Below are 23,702 nucleotides of genomic sequence, written 5' to 3'. Positions count from 1 at the left end.
GGCAAATCAGCATTCAACGACGTTGACATTAACCGCAAGCCCGCCCTGGCTGGTTTCCTTGTATTTGCTTTGCATGTCGATACCGGTCTGGCGCATGGTTTCGATCACCTTGTCGAGTGACACTGTATGCTGACCATCACCGCGCATCGCCAGACGGGCGGCATTGATCGCCTTGACCGCCCCCATGGTGTTGCGTTCGATGCAAGGCACCTGCACCAGACCGCCAATCGGATCACAGGTCAGGCCAAGGTTATGTTCCATACCAATCTCGGCGGCGTTTTCAACCTGTTCTGGCGTGCCGCCCATAACCGCACAAAGGGCACCGGCTGCCATCGAACAGGCGACACCAACCTCACCCTGACAACCGACTTCGGCAGCCGATATCGAGGCGCGTTTTTTATAAATCGAACCAATGGCCGCCGCGGTTAACAGGAATTCGCGTATTTTTCCCTGTGTGACATTGGCCCCGAACCGTTCGTAATAGCGCAGCACGGCGGGAATGACGCCTGCTGCCCCGTTGGTCGGCGCCGTAACCACGCGCGAACCCGCAGCATTTTCTTCGTTCACCGCAAGGGCATAAAGATTGACCCAGTCGATCACGGTCAACGGATCCTTAAGCCCCGCTTCGGGCCGTTCGGTCAGTTCAAGGTAAAGTTTACGCGCGCGCCGTTTGACATTCAGCCCGCCGGGCAGGATGCCATCCGACTTGCAGCCCCGTTCGATGCAATCCATCATCGCGCGATGCACGCGATCAACGAATTCCTCGGTCTCGGCGGGTTCGCGCCAGCTTTTTTCATTTTCGGCCATGACTTCGGCAATAGACAGCTTTTCCTGTTTGCAGATCGCCATCAATTCGTCGGCCGAGGAAAAAGGATAAGGCAGCGTTATGTTGTCGCCGGAATATTCCGCCCCACGATCATCTCCCGAGACGATAAATCCACCTCCGACCGAGAAATATTCCTGTTTGTGCAAAACAACACCATCATGGTCGAAGGCGGTGATCCGCATACCATTGGGATGTTCGGGCAGGCTTTCGGCCATGTGAAACACAAGATTGGTATCGCGGTTAAAGGAAACCGGATGGCGACCGTAAAGCTGTAATTCGCGGTCCCGGTCAATCGCATCCATCGTCGGTGCGATCCGGTCGGGATCAACAGAACGCGGCCGTTCCCCCGAAAGCCCCATGATCACCGCGGTATCGGTGGCGTGCCCTTTGCCGGTCAGGGCAAGTGATCCGTAAAGATCAACAATTACCGAGCCGATTTTTTCCAAAATGTTCCGGGCTTCGAGTTCCAGACAGAACCGATAGCCTGCCCGCATCGGACCGACGGTATGCGAACTCGATGGCCCGATCCCAATGGTATAAAGATCGACAACGGAAAGGTTAACGTCTTGCGGACGTTGTTTGTTTTCTTCGGTCAAAAGGGCCTCCCACGGCTCTTTGTCATGCGGAAAAATGCCGCACGACGTTATAGAACCGGTGTCTTGCCCCCTCTGTCCCTTGACCTGAGATTGTGCGCCCTGCCACCAAAAACAACCGCCTTTGACAACATGGCTTCATCCTTCGGTGGAAATATGGTGCCGGGCGTTGGCCCCGTACCGCTTTCTCTCTCCAGAGCCTCAATCCGCAACGGTCCATCTGCCTGAGAGTTTTCGGGGCTATTGCTCCTTCGGCGCCGATCTGATCACGGGATCAAAGCGGGCTCTCCCATCGCGGTTATTCGAGGTATCACCGTTGCATGCCAGATTACAGGCAGGTGGCAAGCCTTGTCAAAAAGCAGCTTTGCAACCGCACAAAAAATACCCGGCCGGAAGGCTGTTCAATGCTTCCATTCATGATAGATTGCGCGTTGAAAATGCTATGATTGGCAGCGTCTGATGGCGGACCCACCGCGCCCGACGTCATTGTACGGATGGTGAAATTACCGGAAAATAACCATCTTTACCGGTAATTCAGCCTTTTACCTTATTTCGTGTACCTTACTTCGTGGGATTATGATTGTGACTGTATCAAATACCGTAAAGCGCCCGCGTCCGGTGGTGCTGTGCATTCTGGATGGCTGGGGTTATCGCGAGGAAAGCAAGGACAATGCGGTTGCATTGGCCAATACCCCTGTTTGGGACGCGCTTTATGCCAATAATCCGACAGGCTTTTTAAAGGCTTGCGGTCTGGATGTCGGCCTGCCCGAAGGGCAGATGGGCAATTCGGAAGTCGGCCATATGAATCTGGGTGCCGGTCGGGTTGTGATGCAGGAACTGCCGAAAATTGATGACGCGGTCAAAACCGGTTTGATTGCCGAAACCGACACGGTCAAAAAAGTCATCGCCAAGCTTAAAGAAAGTGGTGGTATTTGTCATATCGCAGGGCTTCTGTCCGAAGGTGGGGTGCATTCCCATCAGGCCCATATGGCAGCCCTTGCCAAAATCATCGCATCAGCAGGTGTGCCGGTAAAAATCCATGCCTATCTGGATGGCCGCGATACCGCGCCCAAAAGTGCAGCCAAATTCCTTGAAAAATTCCACTCCCTGATTGGCGATGCCAATGTTGAAATCGTGACCGTCACCGGGCGTTATTACGCGATGGATCGCGACAACCGCTGGGAACGTGTCAGCCAAGCCTACTTCACGATGGTGCAGGGCAAGAATTACGCCGATGGCCGCACCGCCGAAAGTGCCGAAGCCGCGATCAAGGCGGCCTATGATGCCGATACCACGGATGAATTCGTTCTGCCGACCGTAATTGGCGATTATGACGGCATGAAAGATGGCGACGGGCTTTTGATGACCAATTTCCGCGCCGACCGCGCACGCGAAATTCTGGCCGCCATTTGCGCACCGGACTTTGACGGCTTTGACCGTGGCACCCCGATCAAATTCGCCGTACAGGCCGGCATGGTCGAATATTCGTCCGACCATGCGAAATATATGGATGCGATCTATCCGCCGCAGGTGTTGCCAAATATCTTTGGCGAAGTTGTTTCCAGGGCGGGCATGAAACAGTTGCGCATTGCGGAAACCGAAAAATATCCGCATGTATCCTTCTTCTTTAACGGCGGCGAAGAACAGGTTTTCGAAGGCGAAGACCGTATTCTAGTCCCCTCGCCCAAGGTTGCGACCTATGATCTCCAGCCCGAAATGTCGGCCCCGGAAGTAACCGAAAAGCTGGTGGCTGCTATCAGGGCAGAAACCTATGACGCGATCATTCTGAACTTTGCCAATCCCGACATGGTCGGCCATAGCGGCATTCTTTCAGCCGCCATGAAAGCCGCTGAAGCAGTTGATACCTGCCTTGGGCAGGTTGTTGATGCGGTTAAATCAGTGGGCGGTGTGATGTTCGTTACCGCTGATCACGGTAATTGTGAGATGATGGTCGATCCGGAAACCGGTGAACCGCACACCGCACATACGCTTAATCTGGTGCCGACCATTCTGGTAAACGGGCCAGAAGGTGTCACACTGGAAAATGGCCGCCTTGCCGACGTGGCGCCAACGTTGCTTCAGCTTCTCGGCCTGCCGCAGCCCAAGGAAATGACCGGCAAACCGTTGATCAAGGGCTTGAAAGGGAATGATGCGCTTCTTGCGAGCTGATCTGCGTTCCAAGACCGCCCTGCCTGCGCTGGCTGTGCTTGCAGCCATGATTGCGGGCGGGGCTGCGCCCTCTTTTGCGCAGTCGCTGCGCAAGGTCGACAGCCAGCTTGATAAACTTGAAAGCCAGTTGTCCGAACAACAGAAACAGGAAGAATTCCTGTCACGCAAATCGCGAGAGCTCTGGACCGAGGAACAGGCGCTTCAATCCGAAGCCATTTCGGTTGCCAGACGTGCCCAACGCCTTGAGACAAAGCTGACCGAGCTTGAAGACCAGCTTGCCGAACTTGAAATCCGCGAAAAGCGCGCCGCCACCAGCCTTGAAGACAAAGCCGGGCAATATGCCCGCATCCTGATGGCCCTGCAGCGGCTGTCGACCACTCCGCCAGAAGCCGTGATCGCCCTTCCGACCAGCCCCCAGGATACGTTGCGCTCCGCGATCCTTCTGAAGGCCGCCTTGCCCGGCGTCGAACAGCATGCTCGTGATCTGCGGGCCGAACTTGAAAAAATCGGCACCCTTCGCGAAGACATCCGCACGCGCAGCAGCGAAATGGCATCCGCCACCGAAGAATTACAGGCAGAACGCCAGTCATTGGCCGCCCTGCTTAACGAAAAGCGCAAACTGCGTTCGGAAACCGAGGCCGAGGCCAAAATGGCATCGCGCGCCGTCAATGAACTGGCGACCGAGGCAAAATCACTGGGCGATCTTCTGGAAAGCCTGAAAAAGCGGGCAGAAGGCGTTCCCGAACCCCGCATGAAACCGGAACGCCAGATTGCCAAACGTGAAGAGCCCAAACCTGCCCCGCCCCCATCGACCATTGCCAGAAACGAACCACCCGCCCCACCTGCCGAAAAGACGGCCCCGGCAAGCAAACCGTCAACCGCCCCCGATGAAGAAATGGCCGTTGGCAGTTCGATCACGCAGGCACACGGACAATTGCGTATGCCTGCAAGCGGGAAGGTCGTTACACTGTTTGGCGAACGGTCCCGCGGACCGGACGGGTTGGCGGTTACACATTCCAAAGGGATCGAGATCGATACGCGCCCAAACGCGCAAGTCGTATCCCCCTTTGACGGCAAAGTTGTATTCGCCGGGCCGTTCCGTGGCTATGGCCGCCTCTTGATTATCGAACACGGCGAAGGATACCATAGTCTTATCGCCGGTTTTGATCGGCTCGACAGTGTGGTAGGACAGTATTTGTTGGCGGGCGAACCTGTTGGAATAATGGGTGAAATATCGCCTAAACTCTATCTGGAGATGCGCCATGACGGCGAAGCGGTCAATCCGCTTCCCTGGCTGGCCTCGAAAAACGGCAAGGTAAGTGGATGAAAACCTCTCGATTGGCAGTATTCGCACTCGCTACCGGCATGACCTTGGGCCTTGCTTCGCCCGCGCTGGCGCAATCTTCACCAACAACTTCGGCCGAAACCTATCGGCTGCTGAACCTGTTTGGCGATGTGTTTGAACAGGTGAAATCGAAATATGTCGAGGAAGTCGATGACAAGCAGCTTATCGAAGCTGCTATCAACGGCATGCTCACATCGCTTGATCCGCATTCCTCATATCTGAATATGGATAATTTCGAGGAAATGCAGGTTGATACCCGCGGCGAGTTTGGCGGGCTTGGCATCGAAGTCACCATGGAAGAGGGCTTTGTCAAAGTCATTTCCCCGATTTATGACACGCCAGCCGAAAAAGCCGGTTTGCAGCCGGGCGATTACATCACCCATATCGACGGCACACCGATCCGGGGCCTTGGCCTGAACGAGGCAGTCGAGATGATGCGCGGCAAGGTCAATACCGATATCCGCCTGACCATCATGCGCAAGGGCGAAGCCGCACCGTTTGACGTGACGCTGACCCGGGCCGTGATCAAAATCCAGTCGGTCCGCTCCGAAGCAAAAGACGATGTCGGATATATCCGCATCACCAAATTCAACGAACAGACCTATAGCGGCCTGCAACGTGCGATCACCGATATGCGCGATCAGATCGGCCCGGAAATGAAGGGCCTCGTGATTGATCTGCGCAACAATCCGGGTGGATTGCTTGATCAGGCGATTTCGGTTTCGGACGCGTTCCTGGACAAGGGTGAAATCGTATCAACCCGTCCGCGCGATACCGAAAACACCGAACGTTACAACGCCCGTCCAGGTGATCTTGCCGACGGGCTTCCGATGATTGTACTGGTCAATGATGGTTCGGCATCCGCATCGGAAATCGTTGCCGGTGCCCTTCAGGATCACCGCCGGGCGGTCATCATGGGAACGCGCAGCTTTGGCAAGGGATCGGTTCAGACCATCCTGCCGATGCCGGGCAACGTGGCACTTCGCCTGACCACAGCGCGCTATTACACGCCGTCGGGAAAATCGATCCAGGAAGTCGGCATTGTGCCTGATATCATCGTACCACAGGCACGTGTAGAGAGCATCGAAGCCGCCCAGCGCCGGTCCGAAGCCGACCTTAACGGTGCCTTGCGCAACGAGGACGAAACCATCAGCAATGCTCAAAGCGATGCAAATGATCGCCGCAGTGCCGCCGAGGAAATCGCGCTGGAGGATTATCAGTTGTCACGTGCACTTGACATGATCCGGGGCATTGCCCTGTTCGCACCCCGCCCGCAAGGGTGAGGTGCGAACCGAATACCGAAAGAGACTGACCTTTCGTGATCAGGAAACTCATAAAATCCTTGCGGTTTGGCCGAAAGAAGGAACGGGATCCTCTCGATGACATGGGCGATGAAGAAACAGATGATGTTTCAAACACCCTGTCTGACGAGGATCTTCCCTTTAACGAGCTGCCGATTGAGGTCCAGTGGGAACGCCTGCCCAAGCGTCCGCCATCGCGGCGCTGGTGGTTGTCCAAGCTCCTGATCGTTGCCCTGTTTCTAAGTCCCATCGGGGCCGCGGCAATTGGCCTGATCCCGATCCTTGATCCAGAAACCGGATGGCGGCTGTTCCATCTGGGCAGCCCGAAAACAATCGCTGCTGTTCCCGGTTCCGAACGCGAACTTCAGGAAGAAATCGCCAAGGGCGTGCGTGACGTTGAAGAACGCACCCGTGCCGAGCAGGAGGCCCTTGCTAATGCCGGCACCAACCAGTCCGGCGAACCGCAAAATGCAGAAGACATTGCCAAACAGCTTGAAGGCGTTGCCGATCTGGTTGGAACACCGGGACAGGATGGCACGACCGACGGCAGCACAACACCGACCCCCGAAGAACTTGCCGCCCTTGCCGAGGAAGGCGCACTTGATCAGCCCATAGAGCCAGATCCCTTGCGCCCGGCCCCCATTCCCGGTCTGGATGAGGAAGGCAGCTTTGGGCGCATTCCGCGAATTGCCGATGATGGCACGACACCGTTTGATGCTTATAAACGCCCGTTTGCCGTGGTTGAAGGCCAACCCTATGTCGGTATCATTGTAACCGGTATCGGCCTGAATAGTGACAGAACACAGGCCGCAATCGAAGATTTGCCGCTGAACATTTCGCTGGCGCTGTCACCCTATTCGAACAATCTGCCCGAGGTCGCGGCCAATGCTCGGGCGATGGGTCACGAAGTATTCTTGCAGTTGCCGATGGAGCCAATCGACTTCCCGCTGTCCGATCCCGGTCCGCGTGCGCTTCTGACGAGCCTTCCGGAAGGTGAAAACCTTGTCAGGCTGGAATGGTTGCTGGCGCGATTCCCCGGCTATGCTGGTGTGGTCAGTTATCTTGGATCAAAGTTTGGCAGCCTTGACAGTGCCATCCGCCCGGTTATCGAGTTCATCGACCGGACGGGCCTGATGTATGTTGAAGGCACGAATTCAGGATCGATCAGTCTTGGCGCACAACTGGCATCGAATGCCGACACCCCGAATGCCATAGGCAATATCATGATCGACGAAATACCAAGCCGACGGCAAATTGACGCCCGCCTGAACGATCTGGTTGAGCAGGCAAAAAGCAATGGTGTCGCCATCGGGATCGCGCAATCCTATCCGGTCACCATTCAGCGCCTTCGCAACTGGTCGGCACGGCTTGCGCGTCAAGGGGTTCAGCTTGCACCGGTTTCGGCCCTTGCAAAGATGCAGGTCACACCGCAATCTGCGGTCGAGGCGGAAGCCGCCCGGCGTGAAGCAGCACTGGCCGAAGAACGTGCGCAGCAGAATGCCGCCCCGGAAGATACCAGCGACGGCGCAAATGAAACAATCGAGAATTGACGGCATAGCTGACGCGTAAACGCGGACAAGGGGGTAAAAATGGCCAAGAAACCAGGTAGCAAGTCGAAGAAAGCTGCCAAGCCGGACAAGGATCAGCCGATCGAAAGTACCAGCGGAGCTGGCCTGACAGCGGAAGATTTACCTTATCGTCCATGCGTCGGGATTGCGCTGTTCAATGATGACGGACAGGTCTGGATCGGCAACCGGATCGGATTTGAAGGAGCATGGCAATTGCCGCAGGGCGGCATCGACGACGGCGAAACCGCAGAACAGGCCGCACGGCGCGAGCTGTCCGAGGAAATCGGAACCGACAGGGCAGAAATCATTGCCGAAACCCCCGACTGGCTCACCTATGACCTGCCCGACCATCTGATCGGCAAGGCATTTGGAGGCAAATATCGTGGCCAGAAGCAGAAATGGTTCGCCATGCGCTTTACCGGCAAGGAAAAACATATCAAAATCGATGTGCCTCATCCCGAATTCGACGCGTGGCGCTGGACCGATTTCGGAACTTTGCCCGATCTGATCGTGCCGTTCAAAAGACCGGTTTATTTGCAACTGGTCGAAATCTTTCGTGATGTACCTCAAAGAATTCGAAATTCGGGGACGGCATAAGACGCCACGTTATTTCTTGATCACTGCGCGCAAAGCGCTAGATTGCAGAAAATCAAGATACATCATAAGTTTAGAGGAGTTCTAAGATGGGTGCGGATCGCTTGATCTTCGGTGTTCTGACGATCGTGGTAGGTCTTTTTGGCCTGTTCTATGCCTCGGGTTCGCTTGACGGCTACTCGTATTTTGTTGGTCTGGCACTGTTCATCGGGGCGGTGCTGTTCATGTTCCAGTTGATCAAGGGACATTATGACCAGCAGGAAAAGGACTCCCATAAGTAACGCCGAAACGGTTCGCATCGCCTTAAAGGTTTTCTTTCAGGACCATGCGCGGTATGGATCAGGGTATGACCAATACACACTGGGACCCCGTTCGCTACGGCCTGTTTGGCGATGAACGCCGCCGCCCGGCCAAAGATTTGATCGCCCGCCTGCCCAAGCCGGCGGATGGCTTTGTACCGCGTCACATTGTCGACCTTGGCTGCGGACCGGGTTCAATCACCGCATTGCTAGATCAGGCGTATCGGACACCAGAAAATCCCGATGTCCGTATTGTCGGGATTGATTCATCATCGGAAATGCTCGAAACCGCCAGCACATGCGATGAAAATATAGAATGGCAACAGGCTGATATCGCGCAATGGGAGCCTGACGAGCCAATCGATATCCTGTTTTCCAATGCCGCCCTGCAATGGGTTCCCGAACATGCAAAACTGTTCCCGCGGCTGACACGATTTTTACGACCCGGCGGCTTGTTGGCCATTCAGGTGCCGAACAATTTCCTGGCCCCCAGTCATCAGCTAATTGGCGAAGCCGGAATTGAATGGCGCGACGCAGTTGCCGAAGCAACCCAGCAAATCCGGATCATGCGGCCAGGCGACTATTTCGATGTTCTTTCCCCGGACTGTGATGCCATTGATCTTTGGCAGACCCAGTATTGCCATGTCTTGCATGGTGAAGACCCGGTGTTTGACTGGACCTCGTCAACCGCCTTGCGGCCGGTTCTGGCCGCCCTGCCCGACGATGATGCGCGCGCCGCATTTTGCGAAAAATACAAAACCCGCTTGAAACAGGTCTATCCCCCGCGTGAAGATGGCATCACCCTGTTTCCGTTCAACCGGTTATTCATGATTGCCCGCAAACGCGACGCCTAAGTCCGACACGCCGCTTTATTGGCGGGCATCCGAAGGAGCAATCCATGCCCGCCTTTCGTGATCATTTTATTCCCTGCTGCGGTTATGAAGTTCATGCCCGGACATGGGGCACACCGGATAAACCGGCCCTTGTCATGAGCCACGGTCTGGCGCGGCTGGCCGATGATTTCGATCATGTCGCCCCGCATTTCACGGATTCCTATTTCGTCCTGTGCCCATCCATGATCGGACGCGGGCTTTCCGGGTGGGCCAGGAATCCCGACAGCGAATATACCCTGCCTTTCTACGTCGCACAGACGTTTGAAATGCTTGAATATTTCAAAATTTCAAGCTGCAAATGGATCGGCACATCGATGGGCGGGCTGATCGGGCTTGCCGTTACAGCCGAAGCTGCCGGATGGATCGAAAAGCTGGTTTTAAACGATATCGGCCCGGAACTTGATCCGAACGCCGTTGCCCGCATCAAGTCATATGTCGGCACAACGCCCGAGTTCGAAACAATTCATGATGTCGAGGAAATCGTCAAACTGGTCTATGCGCCGTTCGGAATCACTGACGAAGCCACATGGTCATTTATTTCTGCGCGTTCCGTCCGGCGCATGCCCAACGGAAATTTCATGATGCATTACGATCCCGAAGTGATGCGCGTTTTTGCCGAACATATTGATTCCTTTGATGCCTGGGATCAATTCAACGCCCTTCCATGCCCCGTAATGCTGATCAGTGGTGCGAAATCTGATCTGATCCCGCCCGCTATCGTAAAAAAAATGCGGGAACAAAAACCGGAAATGCCGGTTTTAACAGTGGCAAATTGTGGTCACGCACCCCACTTGAATGACGAGGAACAGATAAAAGCCATCAAGGCGTTCCTCACCGACTGATAAAGCCGGGACCGGAAACATCCAGTATTTGTTCGCACAAGGGGATGTGCATCAACTGGGATCAGGCTGTCGGGATACGAGGCATGAATGTATCACGTCCAATAATGTGGCCGATTGCAAGCCTTGCAATTGCTGTGATGGCAAGCGGGTTTTCGCAAACGGCCCAAGCACAGTCGACACTAACTGCCACGCCAGATGGAACCGGTGTAACGATTGGTTTGCCCAAAATCGATGGCTCCCCCAATTCGCTGGTTCCCGGTATTTTACCGCCCGCATCCCCGGGTGGCATGCGCAACTATTTTTCCACGCGAGGCAATCGCGGGATCGTGCTGGGCAATCCCGCCAGCGATTCCGAGGGTGACCTGTCCCTTTTCTGGCTTGAAATGGACAGCCAACCAACATCAAGCAACGGTATTGCCGCCCAGATTGGAATCGGTTTTGCGCCACGTCCCGATCTTGGCTTTGCCTTCGGCCCGGTTTTCGAATTGAATGGCCCGATTGGGCAAAGTGCCAGCATCGGATCGGGCAATGATTACGATGTGACACCAACGCATCGTCCCGGTGGCGTGTACAGTCAGAACTTTTCAAGCAATCCTGCGGGAACAGATGATGCAGGCATTGCGGCAAGCCTGTCCTACATGCCGTTCCAGGATATCTGGATCGGATTGCACGGCCGTGTAACCAGCGACCTTTCATCAGGCCCCAATACAGCAGAACCCGACCGGTTCGATGCAATGCTTGGCCTGACGGCGGGTTATCGTCTGGAATTCTGAGCCCGCTTTGAACCAATCCTGCACGCGATACTCAATTACCCTTTTGTCAGCCCGAACGAGGCTGTATGACTCCTAGGGTCAGGACTCATTAGGGAAAGACGACGCGAAGCATGACCACCACGCCAACACCGATAAACGGGCCGAATGCCGACGCCTTTTCCGCCTGCAACGACCTTGCCGCAGCCAAAAATGCCAATCTGTATCGTGCGGCCATGCGCCTTGGTCCGGAACGGCAACGTTTCTTTCTGGCCGCCTATGCGTCGATGCGGGTGATTGATGATATCGTCGATGACGGGTTCCTTGAACTGACCGATCATGAACGGGACTATGCCCGCGAAGATACCCTGATCGCGATTGACCAGTGGCAGCAACAAATCGAAGCAGCCAAGAAGGATAACGACAATCCACATCCCGAAAGCGGCCCGCTCAACCAGCGGGTTTTCGATGCCCTGCGTCTGACACTGGGACGCAGCGACCTGGAAGTTGATCCGTGGGTTGATCTGGCCGATGCATTGCGCCGCGATGTTGCCGAAGACCCGATGGATGAATGGGACGATTTCATTGCCTATTGCGAGGGGGCAACGGCGGCCCCGGCATCGATTTTTGTCTATCTGCTTTCGGCACGATTCGATAACGAGATCGGATATACATCGCCCCTGACCAATCCGCCGCTCTATCACGCGCGCGACATGGCGATTTTCTGCTATGTGGTGCATATCCTGCGTGACCTGCCAGACGATATCAAAGGCCCCGACAGGTTGGTGACGATACCCGCCGAAATCCTGATTGCCGCCGATATAACGCTTGGCGAAATCCGAAATGCCATCGGACAGAAGAAATATGATGATCTGGACCGGTTGGGCACCATCCTTCTGGAACGCGCGTGGGAACATTTTGAAACCGGACAAGCCCGGTCGGCCGAACTTCTGGCGATCCTGGACCCGGAAGAAACCGATACCCTGTCACGCCTGTTTGCCGTCTATATCGAACTGGCCAGTGCAATGATGGATAATGGTTACGCAGCCTTCCTGAAAGATCGCGATACAATCATCGCCCAAACAGCAAACAACAGCCTGCCCGGATAACAAAAACCCCGCCAATCGGCGGGGTTTTGCATTTAAGAACCGGCAGATTGCGGATCAGCCACGCAGGGCAGCAACCCCCGGCAGCTCTTTGCCTTCAAGCCATTCGAGGAAGGCACCGCCCGCCGTCGAGACATAGGAGAAATCCTGATCGGCATCGGCATGACGAAGGGCCGCAACCGTATCCCCACCACCCGCAACCGACAAAAGTTTACCGGCTTTGGTCAGTTTTGCCGCCTGCTGTGCAACGGAAACCGTCGCCGTATCGAACGGTGCGATTTCAAACGCCCCCAGCGGACCGTTCCAGACCAGCGTTTCGCATGTCTCAAGGCGTTTGTTCAGATCGACAATGGTTTTCGGCCCGGCATCAAGGATCATGCCATCGGCTTCGACATTATTGATGTCGGAAACCGTGTGATCGGCATGCGCTTTAAATTCCTTGGCGACCAGACCATCAACCGGCAGAACGATTTCACAATTGGCGGCTTCGGCCTTGGCAAAGATTTCGCGCGCGGTTTCCAGAAGGTCATGCTCGCACAGCGACTTGCCAACATTGACCCCCTTGGCCGCAAGGAAGGTATTGGCCATGCCACCGCCAATAACCAGCTGATCAACCTTGGCAACCAGATTGCCCAGAAGGTCCAGCTTGGTTGAAATCTTGGCACCGCCAACGATTGCCATCACCGGATGTTTCGGTGCTTCAAGCGCATTGCCAAGCGCTTCGAGTTCGGCCTGCATCAGACGACCGGCATAGGCCGGAAGCTTGCGCGCCAGTCCCTCGGTCGAGGCGTGCGCACGGTGCGCGCAGGAAAAGGCATCATTGACGTAAATATCGCCAAGCTTTGCTAGTTCAGCAACAAAGGCCGGGTCATTCTTTTCTTCTGCCGCGTGATAGCGAAGGTTTTCCAGAACCGCGATTTCGCCGTCCTTAAGGCTGTTCACCACGTCTGCCGCCGCTACACCAATGCAGTCATCGGCAAATTTCACCGGACGACCAAGCTGTTTGGCAAGAGCATCGGCAACCGGCTTAAGCGACATTTCGGCAACGCGTTCGCCCTTGGGGCGGCCAAAATGGGTAATCACAACCAGTTTCGCACCGGCATCTGCCAGTTCGATCAGCCCCGGAACCGTGCGTTCGATGCGGGTGGTATCGCCCACAACGCCATCTTTCATCGGAACGTTAAGATCAGCGCGCAGCAAAACGCGCTTGCCAGCGACATTGACACCGTCAAGCGTATTGAAGTCAGCCATTATCTGAACCTGCTTTTGAGTTTAACAAAAGACGGGAGGGGGCGTCCCGACATGGGGTGAACGGAGAACCCGTTCATAACGACACCGACCCGTCATGTTGCCCGCGGGGTCGGCACCATAAATCCAATCAATGCTGTCCCAGAAGGGATCCGTGCAAAAAGCCCGAGAAGCTGGTCGCAACCGGCCCGGTCATCAGGACATGATCATCGGGCAGCCATTCGATGGTCAGCGGACCGCCATCCAGAATGATTTCAGTTTTCCGGCCCGTCAAACCACGGCGCGCAGCCGCAACACCGGCAGCACAGGCACCCGTGCCACATGCGCGCGTCACACCAACACCGCGTTCCCAGACCCGCATGCGAATCCGGTTTTCGCCGATGATGCTGCATACCTCGATATTCGCGCGTTCGGGGAACATCTCGTGATGTTCTAGGACGGGACCAAGCTTTTCGATATCAATCGACTCGGCATCATCGACAAAGAACACGGCGTGCGGATTGCCAACATTAACACCGACCGCATCCGACAGGCTGCCCAGAGACAACGGAATATGGTTGGTATCCACCGCCTGACCCAGCGGAATATCGCGCCAGTCCAGCCTCACCTGCCCCATATCAACGGTGACACGGCCATCGGCCAGTCCATTGGCATCAAGCAAACCGACAACGGTTTCAATAATGACATCCTTGCGACCAAGTTCACCCATGACAATGTTTGCGACACAGCGCGTGGCATTGCCGCAGGCCTCGACCTCGCCGCCGTCATTATTGCGAATGCGCATGAAGGCATCTGCAAGCTCGTCTCGCGCCGGTTCGATCACGATCAACTGGTCGCAACCGACTCCGGTCTTGCGATCCGCGATGCGGGCCGCGGTCGCGTTATCAAGATCAAGCACGGCGGGATCGCGTCGTCCGTCAAAGACAACGAAATCATTTCCCAGACCATGCATTTTGACAAAAGGAATACCGTTCATAACCGCCTTATAACGGTGTCAGCGGATGCCGTCCACCAAACTCAATGCGATCAATGCTGTGCTGCCGGTGCGCAGTAACGGATTTTGCGCGGCACAAAGCCGGCTCCGCTGAAATAATCGCGCAGGCGTTCTTCCATTTCGCCGACCGAAACATGAACCGCCGCACAATGATGTTCACGACCCAGACGGTTCATCGCATTGCGCATCGCATCAAGCACATAGGGCCTGGAAACGATTTCGACCGCCATGATGTTGTCGACATGCAGGACAAGGCCCTCGGCAATGTCGTCACGCACCTGATAGGAAAACAGACCATGGATATACCCCCGCTCATTGGCGATCACGATGATGCCGCGCGGGCGCTGCCACAGAATATCGTCGCATCCGGCACCGATCACGCTGTTGCCGCGATCCGCACAGAACTCGGCAACAAACTCGCGCCAGCGTTCCACCGTAAGGCCGGTTTGCATCATCTGTACGAGCGGAAAGGTCATATCCGCCGTGTGATGTGTTAAGGGCCGTGCCTGATAGGTTGTTGACATGATTGCTGCTCTTCCCGGGAATTTTGGCGATCATGCCGCAAAGAATTCGGGGCCACCTTGACCTGTATCAACACCTTTGCAGGCCCGAACGCGCATAAACACACTTAGCAATCAATTGTCCCGCAACGCGGGCGAGCTTTGCCTGAAGATTGAAAGACACGGGGCTTTTGCACGCCGATATTGACGTGGATCAATGGCGTCGGCGGCTCCTGCCCGCATAATCATCAGACATTCAAAAGCCTCGTCCGTTTTGCATGTGATGCCGCAAATAGCGCATCACCGCAGCGGTGGGGCTTTTGGTGCAGGTGGCAAGGGGATGGCATGTGTCGCACCCGGTCACCGCCGGGACTGATGGAGTTGACCGATCGGATTGGGGACAACTCACCCGAACACCTTGAACGGGAGTCAAGCATGAGCCAGGGGAGCATGGCACAGACAGCATCAACGCCAGTTGCTGTTGATTACAATATGGACGTTGTGCGCTGGGGCGCACTGGCGACTGTATTTTGGGGCGTCGTCGGATTTCTGGCGGGCGATTTAATTGCCTGGCAGCTCGCGTTTCCGGCGCTTAACTTTGATAACGAATTCCTGAACTTCGGACGTCTGCGCCCGCTGCATACATCGGCAGTGATTTTTGCCTTTGGCGGCAACGCCCTTCTGGCGACGTCGTTCTATGTGGTGCAACGAACCTGCCGAACGTCACTTTATGGTGGCAAGGCGCTTCCGTCGTTTGTTTTCTGGGGCTACCAATTGTTCATCGTGATGGCCGCAATCGGCTATGTCACGGGGGTTACCCAGGGCCGTGAATATGCTGAACCGGAATGGTTCGTCGATATCTGGCTGACCGTGGTCTGGGTCGCGTATCTTGCCGTTTTCGTCGGTACGCTGCTTAAACGTACGGAACCGCATATCTATGTGGCGAACTGGTTCTATCTGGCCTTCATCGTCACGATTGCGATGCTGCATCTGGGCAACAACCTGGCGATACCGGTTTCGTTCACGGGTGCCAAATCCTATTCGATGTTCTCGGGTGTTCAGGATGCGCTGACGCAGTGGTGGTATGGCCACAACGCGGTGGGCTTCTTCCTGACGGCAGGCTTCCTCGGCATGATGTACTATTTCATTCCGAAGCGTGCTGAACGTCCGGTTTATTCGTATCGCCTGTCGATCATCCACTTCTGGGCGCTGATCTTCTTATATATCTGGGCCGGTCCGCACCACCTGCACTATACCGCACTTCCGGATTGGGCGCAGACACTTGGCATGACTTTCTCGATCATGCTGTGGATGCCGTCCTGGGGTGGGATGATCAACGGCCTGATGACGCTTTCGGGTGCATGGGACAAACTGCGCACCGACCCGGTCCTGCGTTTCATGGTGGCGGCTGTCGGTTTCTATGGCATGTCGACCTTCGAAGGTCCGGTCATGTCGATCAAGGCAGTCAACGGCCTGTCACACTATACCGACTGGACCATTGGTCACGTTCATTCCGGCGCACTTGGCTGGGTGGCATTCGTATCGTTTGGCGCGATCTATCACCTGATCCCGGTCCTGTGGCACCGTGAACGCCTGTATTCAATGCGTCTGGTGGCCCATCACTTCTGGCTCGGCACTATCGGTATCGTTCTTTACATCACGTCGATGTGGGTATCGGGGATCATGCAGGGTCTGATGTGGCGTGCCTATGACGATCTGGGCTTCCTGCAGTATTCCTTCATCGAAACCGTAGAAGCCATGCACCCCTACTATATCATTCGTGCAACGGGCGGTCTGCTGTTCGTGCTGGGGTCGCTGATCATGGTCTGGAACGTCTACAAGACGATCAGGGGTGATCTGCGTCGCGAAGCACCGATCGGCACACCTGCCACCGTGGCCGCCGAATAAGGGGGATGGGAAAATGCTTCTGAAAAAACACCATATTGTTGAAAAGAACGTCTTTGTTCTCGTCCTCGGGATTTTCCTGACCATCATCATCGGTGGTATTGTTGAAATCGTGCCCTTGTTCACGATGGAACAGACCATCGAGAAGGTAGAAGGAGTACGTCCCTATTCACCGCTCGAACAGGCGGGACGTAACATCTATCTCCGCGAAGGCTGCTATAACTGCCATTCCCAGCAGATCCGTCCGTTCCGTGACGAGGTCGAACGTTATGGCCATTACAGCCTTGCCGCGGAATCGATGTACGACCATCCGTTCCAGTGGGGATCGAAACGTACCGGCCCGGATCTTGCCCGTGTTGGTGGCAAATATTCCAACGACTGGCATGTTGCCCACCTGATTGATCCGCGCGCGGTCGTGCCGGAATCGATCATGCCGGGCTACCCGTTCCTGGCGGAACGCGAATTGAAGTTCGATGACGCCCAGGCACACCTTGAAACGCTGAAAATGGTCGGTGTTCCTTACACCGACGAGCAGATCGAGAATGCCAAGGCTGACCTGTATCTGCAGGCAATGGCGGACGAGGATTACGAAGAACTCCTTGCACGCTATCCGAATGCGGCAACCGGTGACTTTGATGGCAATCCGGCAAAACTGACCGAAATGGATGCGCTTGTCGCGTATCTGCAGGTCCTGGGCCGGATGGTTGATTTCACCAGTTACAACCCGCAGCTGAACCTGCGCTAAGGCGAAGGGGAACGTCATGGAATTCTTTACGCAACTCGCTGACTTTTTCCGCCCCTTGTGGGGTCTGTGGCTGATGCTGCTTTTCGGATCGATCATTGCGTGGGTCATGTGGCCCAGCAAGAAACGCCGCGAAGATATGGATGCGCATGCCCGGATTCCGCTTCGGGATCAGGATTAGGGGGAGAACCGAGCTATGTCGACACATGTCGAAAAAGACCAGGTTTCTGGCCACGAAACCACCGGTCATGAATGGGATGGCATCAAGGAGCTGAACACACCGCTGCCTTCCTGGTGGGTGTATGTCTTCTGGGCCACAATCATCTGGTCGGTCGGCTATTGGGTGGTTTATCCGTCCTGGCCAACCGCAACAAGCTACCTGACCGGTATGTTTGAAACCACCAACCGTACACAGCTGCACGAAACCATGGCCAATGTTGCTGCCGAACGCGCCCCCTATATGGAGCGTCTGGCAGCACTGGATCTGGATGAAATCGTCAATGACAGCGAACTGCTGAACTTCTCGATGGCAGGCGGCAAGGCGGTATTCGCCGAGAACTGCGCACCGTGTCACGGCACGGGCGGCTCGGGCAATCCGGGCTTCCCTTCCTTGCAGGATGATGACTGGCTGTGGGGCGGAACGCTTGAGGCTGTCAATGAAACGGTTCATGTCGGCGTCCGCTGGGATGCAAGCGAAGACACGCGGTTCAACGATATGCCCGCCTTTGGTCGTGACGAGATACTTGAACGCGAAGACATCAATGATGTCGTTCAGTATGTCCTGGCCTTTACCGGTCGCGAAACCGACAAGGCAGCTGCCAATCGCGGGGCCGAAGTGTTCGCCGATAACTGCGCATCCTGCCACGGCGAAGACGCCAAGGGTGTTCAGGAACTGGGCGCGCCCAACCTGACCGATGCAATCTGGCTGTATGGCGGCGATGCTGCCAACATCACCGAAACCGTAAACAATTCACGCGGTGGCGTGATGCCTGCTTGGGGTGGTCGTCTTGACGAAGAAACCATCAAAATGCTGACGGTTTACGTCCACTCGCTTGGTGGCGGTCAGTAACCTTTAAAATCTTCTGCCCGCCGCACCTTTCTGCACTGTGATCTGATCAAAAATTGATTTGTATCATGGTGGGGTGCGGCGGGTTTTTCGTATGTTGGCACTGCAATTTGAATAATCCTAATCCGGCTTGGCATGCCGCATGCCAACGTCGCGTGATGTGCCGGTGACTGGTGGCCCAAAACCACAAGAGAGCAGTTATCGGCGATGCGGCACAACAGTCAGGTAGCGACAATGGCCATGCCCCATTTGCAACAGCCCGATCCCGCACATCCCGTCCCGCAAAATGACACGCTGCCGGAAGATGATCGTGACCAGCCTTTATATAAAACCCGCGACAAGGTCTATCCGAAACGGGTGTCGGGGTATTTCCGTAACCTGAAATGGTTCGCCCTGAGTACCCTGCTTGCGATTTACTGGATCGTGCCTTGGCTGCGCTGGGATCGTGGCGCATCGGCGCCGGATCAGGCGGTTCTGATCGATATGGATATGGGACGCGCCTATTTCTTCTTTATCGAAATCTGGCCGCAGGAAGTCTATTACATCACCGGCCTTCTGATCCTGGCGGCAATCGGTCTTTTTCTGGCGACATCCCTGTTTGGTCGCATCTGGTGCGGTTATGGCTGCCCGCAAACGGTGTGGACCGATCTTTTCATGCTTGTCGAACGCCATATTCAGGGGGATCGCAATGCCCGCATGCGCCTAGACAAATCACCTTGGACCTATGAAAAAATCTGGAAAATCGGTGCCACCCACCTTTCGTGGCTGGTGATTGCCGCCGCAACCGGTGGTGCCTTCGTGCTGTATTTCAACGATGCACCCACGGTAATGGTTGATATCTTTACCGGCGAAGCGTCACTGGGCGTTTATGTCACCATCGCGTTTCTGACATTTTCGACCTATTTGCTGGCGGGTTGGGCCCGCGAACAGGTTTGCACCTATATGTGCCCGTGGCCGCGTTTCCAGTCGGCGATGCTTGATGACGAGTCGATGATCGTCACCTATGAAGGCTGGCGCGGCGAGCCCCGCGGCCCGATCAAACGCAAGAACCTTGTCCGCGGCGAAGTTCCGGAAGTCGGTCACTGCATTGATTGCTATGCCTGCTTTAACGTGTGCCCAACGGGGATCGATATCCGTGACGGATTGCAGATGGAATGTATCGGCTGTGGCCTGTGCATTGATGCCTGCAACGAGATGATGGACAAAGTCGGCTTCCCGCGCGATCTGGTGCGGTTCGATTCCGTGCAAAACAGCCAGCTTCGTGCCCATGGCAAGGCAACCAAAATCCGCATCGTCCGCCCGCGCACGATTTTCTATTCGGTCATTCTCGTGCTTGTTGCCTCGGTAATGGCTTTTGGGCTTCTGAACCGCACAACGCTTGAGGTCAACGTCCTGCGTGACCGTAACCCGATCTTTGTCACGTTGTCAGATGGCGACGTCAGAAACGGCTATACGCTGAAAGTCCTGAACAAGGAACAGGCTGAGAAAACCTATATCCTTCAGATCGAAGGCCTTGATGCCAGCGATTTTCAGGTGATCGGTCTGACACCGAACCAGGATGGCACATTCAGTCTGGATGTCGCACCTGATCGCGTCGGCAGTTTCCGCGTCTTTGTTGCGGCAAATCCGGAAACATTAAGCAGTGAATCAACACCCTTCGAGTTCAGCGTGACAGATCCGGAGGATAATGTTCGCGAAACTTATGATACGGTATTTGCCGGTCCGAAATAACCGGACCGGCTTGATGATCCGGCCGCCGATCACGTGCCACCGGGCAGGAGAAAAGATTATGACGATCCAGACCACAACATCACAGGCTTCTGGCACCGGCCCGCGCAAATCGGATCGTCTGATCCCGTGGTATTTCGTCGGTGGTTTCGCGATCATGCTGATTGCCAATATCTCGCTGATCACGTTTTCAATGACCAGCTGGAATGGCCTTGTCACCAAACACGCCTTTGAAGAAGGCAATAATTACAATGCCGCAATGTCAGGCGCGCAACGCCAGGCAGAACTGGGATGGCGCAGCAAACTGTCCGTCGATGGCCTGATCAATCAGTCCGCGACGGTTACGGTCCTGTTCCGGGATCGTGATTCCCAACCGATCAGCGGTGCAGAAATGGAAATCGTTCTGCGCCGTTCGGATCGTGATGACCTTGACCAGACTGTCCGGCTGGCCGAAATCGCCCCGGGGGAATATCGTGCCAGTGCCGCCTTCCCGGTTTATGGACGCTGGGAAATCCGGACCGTTGCACGCGCTCTTGGTGATGATTACCAAACCGTCGAGACCGTTCTTGTAAAACCATGACAACCCCGAACACCTGTCACCATTGTGGAGATCCGGTGACATCCATGTCACCGGCGGGACCCGATTTCTGCTGTCGGGGCTGTGCAGGTGCGTTCGCGCTTCTGGGTGATCTTGGGCTGAAATCCTATTACAGCCGTCGAAGCATTGATCCAAAAACCAGACCTTTGCGCCCCGATACGGATGAAATCGCAGCGATTAATTTCACCGACCTTGTCAGTACCGACGACAAAGGCATTCATCATCTGAACCTGATGGTAGACGGCATTCATTGTGCTGCCTGTGTCTGGCTGATCGAAACCCTTTTGCAAAAAAATCCGTCCGTCCTGCATGCGCGCGTCAACATGACCACCCGCCGCCTAAGGATGGCATGGAACGGCAACATTGCCGATGTCGATGAGCTGGTTAAACCGGTTCTGCAAATGGGATATCGGCTGATTCCGTTTGATCCCGCAGCGCTCGAACAGGCGACACAGGCCCGCAACAGCGAATTGCTCCGCTGCCTGGCAGTCGCCGGATTTGCCGCAGGCAATGTCATGCTGCTTTCGGTGTCCGTCTGGGCCGGGTATTTTCAGGGCATGGGCGGGGCAACCCGCGATCTTTTCCACTGGATATCGGCCCTGATTGCTCTTCCGGCGGCGGCCTATGCCGGCATCCCGTTTTACCGATCCGCATGGGGTGCGATCCGCAATCGCCGGGTCAATATGGATGTCCCGATCAGCCTCGGCGTTATTCTTGCCCTTGGCATGAGCTTGGCCGAAACCATGCGCGGCGGCCCTCATGCCTATTTTGATTCGGCGATAACACTTCTGTTCTTCCTGCTGGTCGGTCGTTATCTTGACAGCCGTGCTCGCGGTCAGGCCCGATCGGCGGCCGAACATTTGCTGTCGCTAAATGCCCGGTCGGTCACGGTCCTCGATGACGATGGCACCCGCCGACTGATCGCTCCTGACAAGGCAAAGCCGGGCATGATTGTTATGGTGGCCGCAGGCGAACGGATCGGCATTGATGGTGAAATCCTCGACGGGCAGTCGGATATCGACACCAGCCTGATCACGGGTGAAAGCATCCCCGGCATTGCCAAACCGGGCGCGACCGTTTTTGCCGGAACAACCAATATTTCAGCCCCCTTGCGCATACGTGTTACCGCAACCGGTCAAACCACGCTTTTGGCGGAAATTGTCCGGTTGATGGAAAATGCCGAACAGGGACGTGCCAAATATGTGGCCCTTGCCGACAGGGTGGCAAAATCCTATGCCCCCGTAGTCCATATTCTTTCAGGCACGACATTTCTGGGTTGGTGGCTGATTGGCGGGATTGGCTGGCAGGATGCCCTGATGAATGCGATTGCCGTTCTGATCATCACTTGCCCCTGCGCGCTGGCACTCGCCGTGCCGGTCGTTCAGGTGATTGCAACCGGGCGGCTGTTGCGTGCGGGTATTCTTGTCAAATCGGCCACCGCACTGGAAAGACTGACCAGTATTCGCGGCGTCATTTTTGATAAAACCGGTACATTAACCACCGGCAAGCCCGAATTGATAAGCAATACCGAAAATGAAGGGTCGCTTGAACTTGCAGCTTCCATCGCTGCCAATAGCACCCATCCACTATCCCGTGCCCTGGTTCGGGCCGCCGGAAATGTAACGCCAATCACCAACGTCTCCGAACATCCAGGGCAGGGATTGTCTGCGGAACTGCCCGGTGGCAGGGTTCGGCTAGGAAGTCGTGCATTTTGCGGCATTGCTGAAAATGCTGACCTGTCCAGCCACGTTGCGGGCCCCGAAATATGGTTGCGGGAACCGGGACGGGCAGCCGTTCGGTTTGTTTTCCGCGATGCCCCCCGTCATGATGCAGAACAGGTTATCGAAACGCTGTCTGCACGCGGATTTGATATTTCCCTTCTGTCGGGAGATCGGCCGGTGACGGTATCGCAGCTTGCCGAAACGCTTGGCATCCGCGACTGGAAGGCACAACTATCTCCGGCGGACAAGGCAAACGAAATCGCCCGTCGCGCAGAAGACGGAAAATGCGACCTTATGGTCGGTGACGGCATTAATGATGCGCCTGCACTTGCCGCGGCTCACGCATCCATGTCACCAGCCAGTGCCGCCGAGATCAGCCAGAATGTCGCCGATATCGTGTTTCAGGGAGATCGTCTTTCAGCCGTGATAGAGACCATCGATGTTGCCAAAAAATCCGACCGGCTTGTGCGGCAGAATTTCATGCTTTCATTTGGCTATAACCTGATTACGATTCCATTGGCGGTTTCGGGCATGGTCACCCCACTGGTGGCCGCCATTGCGATGTCTTCATCATCTTTGATTGTGATCGCCAACGCATTGCGTCTGCGATCAGGAAGTGACAAACCGATAATCGAAGATCGCGCGCCCCTCCCCGTACGTGCCCAAGAGGCAGGAGCTCCGTCAGTATGAGCAACCTATTACTTCTGATACCAATCGCCCTGTTTCTGGGACTTCTCGGGCTGGCGGCATTTCTGTGGTCGCTTAAATCCGGGCAGTTCGATGATATGGAAGGGGCCGCCAATCGCATCCTTTTTGATGACGACGATCAGGAACCGCAGGACAGCCATACGAAAAACAACTGAATGAAACGTTAGTATCGCTTGAACTGCCCCTATCTGATCGAATAGATTAATT

Annotated in this window: 22 protein-coding genes and 2 riboswitches; of the genes, 18 read left to right on the top strand and 4 right to left on the bottom strand. The window is 55.5% G+C overall.

The genetic code is table 11. The annotated features are described in order from the left end of the window. Positions 1 to 6 precede the first annotated feature (6 nt). Complete coding sequence (locus J7395_RS07800) at positions 7 to 1,422, bottom strand: L-serine ammonia-lyase (RefSeq protein ID WP_209221115.1); 1,416 nt, start codon at positions 1,420 to 1,422, stop codon at positions 7 to 9. A gap of 70 nt (positions 1,423 to 1,492) precedes the next feature. Continuing rightward, a riboswitch (glycine riboswitch) is annotated at positions 1,493 to 1,618 on the bottom strand. 3 nt (positions 1,619 to 1,621) lie between these two features. Then, a riboswitch (glycine riboswitch) is annotated at positions 1,622 to 1,721 on the bottom strand. Positions 1,722 to 1,995: 274 nt separating this feature from the next. Here J7395_RS07800 and gpmI point away from each other — a divergent pair. The 10 genes from gpmI to J7395_RS07750 all read left to right on the top strand — a co-directional run bounded on the left by gpmI (position 1,996) and on the right by J7395_RS07750 (position 12,288). Further along, positions 1,996 to 3,588, top strand: a complete 1,593-nt coding sequence (gpmI, locus tag J7395_RS07795) for a 2,3-bisphosphoglycerate-independent phosphoglycerate mutase (RefSeq protein ID WP_209221114.1) — start codon at positions 1,996 to 1,998, stop codon at positions 3,586 to 3,588. Further along, a complete protein-coding gene (locus tag J7395_RS07790) occupies positions 3,569 to 4,915 on the top strand; it encodes a peptidoglycan DD-metalloendopeptidase family protein (protein WP_209221812.1) in 1,347 nt (448 codons plus the stop codon). The genes gpmI and J7395_RS07790 overlap by 20 nt, the downstream gene beginning before the upstream one ends. Positions 4,916 to 4,953: 38 nt before the next feature. Then, positions 4,954 to 6,216, top strand: coding sequence for a S41 family peptidase (locus J7395_RS07785; RefSeq protein ID WP_247742126.1), 1,263 nt, complete (start codon positions 4,954 to 4,956; stop codon positions 6,214 to 6,216). A 101-nt stretch (positions 6,217 to 6,317) separates the two neighbouring features. Next, complete coding sequence (locus J7395_RS07780; protein WP_209221112.1) at positions 6,318 to 7,784, top strand: divergent polysaccharide deacetylase family protein; 1,467 nt, start codon at positions 6,318 to 6,320, stop codon at positions 7,782 to 7,784. Positions 7,785 to 7,823: 39 nt separating this feature from the next. Next, complete coding sequence (locus J7395_RS07775) at positions 7,824 to 8,399, top strand: RNA pyrophosphohydrolase (protein ID WP_247742063.1); 576 nt, start codon at positions 7,824 to 7,826, stop codon at positions 8,397 to 8,399. 86 nt (positions 8,400 to 8,485) lie between these two features. Then, on the top strand, positions 8,486 to 8,677 hold the full coding sequence (locus tag J7395_RS07770; RefSeq protein WP_062951603.1) for a hypothetical protein: 192 nt from the start codon (positions 8,486 to 8,488) through the stop codon (positions 8,675 to 8,677). Positions 8,678 to 8,742: 65 nt separating this feature from the next. Further along, positions 8,743 to 9,549: a methyltransferase domain-containing protein gene (locus J7395_RS07765; protein WP_209221111.1), complete on the top strand. Its 807-nt coding sequence runs from the start codon at positions 8,743 to 8,745 to the stop codon at positions 9,547 to 9,549. Positions 9,550 to 9,593: 44 nt separating this feature from the next. Continuing rightward, on the top strand, positions 9,594 to 10,430 hold the full coding sequence (locus J7395_RS07760) for an alpha/beta hydrolase (RefSeq protein ID WP_209221110.1): 837 nt from the start codon (positions 9,594 to 9,596) through the stop codon (positions 10,428 to 10,430). A gap of 83 nt (positions 10,431 to 10,513) precedes the next feature. Beyond that, the gene (locus J7395_RS07755; protein ID WP_209221109.1) at positions 10,514 to 11,203 is read left to right on the top strand and encodes a hypothetical protein; all 690 of its coding nucleotides are present in this window, start codon (positions 10,514 to 10,516) and stop codon (positions 11,201 to 11,203) included. A gap of 110 nt (positions 11,204 to 11,313) precedes the next feature. Further along, positions 11,314 to 12,288 (top strand): squalene/phytoene synthase family protein, encoded by a 975-nt coding sequence (locus J7395_RS07750; RefSeq protein ID WP_209221108.1) that lies wholly within the window; start codon positions 11,314 to 11,316, stop codon positions 12,286 to 12,288. 54 nt (positions 12,289 to 12,342) lie between these two features. Here the strand turns inward: J7395_RS07750 and J7395_RS07745 are convergent, their stop codons facing one another. The 3 genes from J7395_RS07745 to J7395_RS07735 form a co-directional block, all read right to left on the bottom strand. Further along, positions 12,343 to 13,536 carry a phosphoglycerate kinase gene (locus J7395_RS07745; RefSeq protein WP_062958783.1) on the bottom strand — a complete coding sequence of 398 codons (1,194 nt, stop codon included), beginning with the start codon at positions 13,534 to 13,536 and terminating at the stop codon, positions 12,343 to 12,345. 127 nt (positions 13,537 to 13,663) lie between these two features. Next, a complete protein-coding gene (gene dapF, locus J7395_RS07740; protein WP_209221107.1) occupies positions 13,664 to 14,509 on the bottom strand; it encodes a diaminopimelate epimerase in 846 nt (281 codons plus the stop codon). A gap of 50 nt (positions 14,510 to 14,559) precedes the next feature. After that, entirely contained in the window at positions 14,560 to 15,051 is a 492-nt protein-coding gene (locus tag J7395_RS07735) for a hypothetical protein (protein WP_231886887.1), read from the bottom strand. Between the two features lie 426 nt (positions 15,052 to 15,477). Between J7395_RS07735 and ccoN the strand changes: the two genes are divergently transcribed. The 8 genes from ccoN (at position 15,478) to ccoS (ending at position 23,650) form a co-directional block, all read left to right on the top strand. Continuing rightward, positions 15,478 to 16,935 carry a cytochrome-c oxidase, cbb3-type subunit I gene (gene ccoN, locus J7395_RS07730; RefSeq protein ID WP_062951674.1) on the top strand — a complete coding sequence of 486 codons (1,458 nt, stop codon included), beginning with the start codon at positions 15,478 to 15,480 and terminating at the stop codon, positions 16,933 to 16,935. Between the two features lie 13 nt (positions 16,936 to 16,948). After that, positions 16,949 to 17,677 carry a cytochrome-c oxidase, cbb3-type subunit II gene (ccoO, locus tag J7395_RS07725; protein ID WP_062951609.1) on the top strand — a complete coding sequence of 243 codons (729 nt, stop codon included), beginning with the start codon at positions 16,949 to 16,951 and terminating at the stop codon, positions 17,675 to 17,677. Between the two features lie 16 nt (positions 17,678 to 17,693). Beyond that, positions 17,694 to 17,855 (top strand): cbb3-type cytochrome c oxidase subunit 3, encoded by a 162-nt coding sequence (locus J7395_RS07720; protein ID WP_082824732.1) that lies wholly within the window; start codon positions 17,694 to 17,696, stop codon positions 17,853 to 17,855. Between the two features lie 15 nt (positions 17,856 to 17,870). Then, a complete protein-coding gene (ccoP, locus tag J7395_RS07715; RefSeq protein ID WP_209221106.1) occupies positions 17,871 to 18,743 on the top strand; it encodes a cytochrome-c oxidase, cbb3-type subunit III in 873 nt (290 codons plus the stop codon). Positions 18,744 to 18,974: 231 nt separating this feature from the next. After that, entirely contained in the window at positions 18,975 to 20,471 is a 1,497-nt protein-coding gene (ccoG, locus tag J7395_RS07710) for a cytochrome c oxidase accessory protein CcoG (RefSeq protein ID WP_209221105.1), read from the top strand. A gap of 58 nt (positions 20,472 to 20,529) precedes the next feature. After that, the gene (locus tag J7395_RS07705; protein WP_062958787.1) at positions 20,530 to 21,048 is read left to right on the top strand and encodes a FixH family protein; all 519 of its coding nucleotides are present in this window, start codon (positions 20,530 to 20,532) and stop codon (positions 21,046 to 21,048) included. Further along, complete coding sequence (locus tag J7395_RS07700) at positions 21,045 to 23,477, top strand: heavy metal translocating P-type ATPase metal-binding domain-containing protein (RefSeq protein WP_209221104.1); 2,433 nt, start codon at positions 21,045 to 21,047, stop codon at positions 23,475 to 23,477. The genes J7395_RS07705 and J7395_RS07700 overlap by 4 nt, the downstream gene beginning before the upstream one ends. After that, on the top strand, positions 23,474 to 23,650 hold the full coding sequence (gene ccoS, locus J7395_RS07695; protein WP_062951614.1) for a cbb3-type cytochrome oxidase assembly protein CcoS: 177 nt from the start codon (positions 23,474 to 23,476) through the stop codon (positions 23,648 to 23,650). The genes J7395_RS07700 and ccoS overlap by 4 nt, the downstream gene beginning before the upstream one ends. The last annotated feature ends 52 nt before the right edge of the window (positions 23,651 to 23,702 follow it).

The sequence above is a fragment of the Thalassospira sp. A3_1 genome (assembly GCF_017744215.1).
Taxonomy (GTDB): Bacteria; Pseudomonadota; Alphaproteobacteria; order Rhodospirillales; family Thalassospiraceae; genus Thalassospira; species Thalassospira lucentensis_A.
This window is presented reverse-complemented; position numbering and strand designations above follow the sequence as displayed.